This is a genomic window from Nocardia sp. NPDC051990 (assembly GCF_040680755.1).
Taxonomy (GTDB): domain Bacteria; phylum Actinomycetota; class Actinomycetes; order Mycobacteriales; family Mycobacteriaceae; genus Nocardia.
In genome coordinates this window covers 1-1,459 of record NZ_JBFAXH010000041.1, presented here as the reverse complement: position 1 = coordinate 1,459, position 1,459 = coordinate 1, and the positions used below count along the sequence as shown (strand labels likewise).

Here is a 1,459-nt window from a genome sequence, read left to right as displayed (position 1 = left end):
CAAGGCGAATTCAACTGGTCGAAGCAACATTTCGTTGTTGAAGCGATTGTAGATGCTGTTCCATCGCCTCGGCCGGAGTGCGCCACCCAAGGACCTTCCGCGGTCGCGTGTTGAGTGCGTGAGCGACCGCCGCCAAGTCCCGCTTACTCCACCGTGACAGGTCGGTGCCCTTCGGAAAGTACTGGCGCAGAAGGCCATTCGTGTTCTCATTGGTCCCGCGCTGCCATGGGCTATGTGGATCAGCGAAGTAGACCGCGACACCAGTCTGGGCCGTCAGTTCCGCATGGGCAGACAGTTCTTTTCCCCGGTCCCAGGTCAGCGACTTCACCATGTTCGTCGGCAGCTTTGCCAGTGCCGTCGAGAGGGCCTTGTTCGTCGACGCGGCTCCGTAACCGCTCAGTGCTGGACCATTCTTGACCGGGGCGCTGGTCGCCCATCCTCGTTCGCGGGGCAGGTGAACCAGCATCGTGTATCGAGTGCTCCGATCGACGAGGGTGGCGATCGCGGAGCGTTCGGCGCCGATGATGAGGTCACCCTCCCAGTGCCCGGCGACCTTGCGATCGTTCGCCTCGGCGGGGCGTTCGCTGATCAACACATCCGGGGTCACGTGCGCCCAGGCCACGCGTTTCGAGCGGGCCCGAGGCATCCGCAACGAGCGACCGGTCCGCAGGTTCAAGATCAGTTCACGACTGAGTCCGCCTCGGCCCTCGATATAGAGTGCCTGGTAGATGGCTTCGTGGCTGATCCGCATCGACTCGTCGTCGGGGAAGTCGATGCGCAGTCGCTTGGCGATCTGCTCGGGACTCCATGCCTGCACCCACGCGCGGTCGGCGCGGTGGGGTTTGTTGCGGCCGGTCCAGGTGCGCGTCGTCGGGCCTTTGACGGTGTTGCCGCGCTCGTCGATGATCGGTTCGGACAGGCGCGCCTGGACGTAGTTGCGCAGTCGCGGGTTGTTGACGAGTTTGGCGGTCTTGGGCCGGCGGGCGAACAGTTCGGCCTTCCATTGCGCCACCGACGCGCGGTAATGCAGTTTCCCGCTGCGCGTTGCGGCGTTGCGTCGCAACTCCCGCGAAATTGTCGATGGGCTGCGGCCGAGCACCCGCGCGATCTGGCGCACGCCGTTGCCCTGGGCTTTGAGCAGCGCGATCTCCTCGCGTTCGGCGAAGCGCAGGTAGCGGCCGCCGGGACGAGGCCACGAGTACGGTGACATCCCGCCAGCATCTCGGAACCATCGACTGCCCTTGACAGGCGATACCTCTACTGCGACACCGGCTTCCGCTGGAAGCATGCCCTCGGCGATCTTGTCCCAGAACAGGCGCTCCACCGAACGCTGCGTCCCGGGAGCGCCCGGCGACCGCATCGGAGCTCGCCCGGTTACCTCCCGCATCCAGTCCGATGGCCTTCCCATAACACCCTCCATGACCTCGGGTGTTGCGTCCACCGGTTGAGCCTGAGCAAT

The 1,459-nt window shown here is 64.8% G+C and carries 1 protein-coding gene; it reads right to left on the bottom strand.

Features of this window, described 5'->3' with window-relative positions; all coding sequences use genetic code 11:
• Window positions 1-10: 10 nt before the first annotated feature.
• Window positions 11-1,387 (bottom strand): IS30 family transposase, encoded by a 1,377-nt coding sequence (locus AB0L63_RS32695; protein WP_364509009.1) that lies wholly within the window; start codon window positions 1,385-1,387, stop codon window positions 11-13.
• Window positions 1,388-1,459 lie beyond the last annotated feature (72 nt).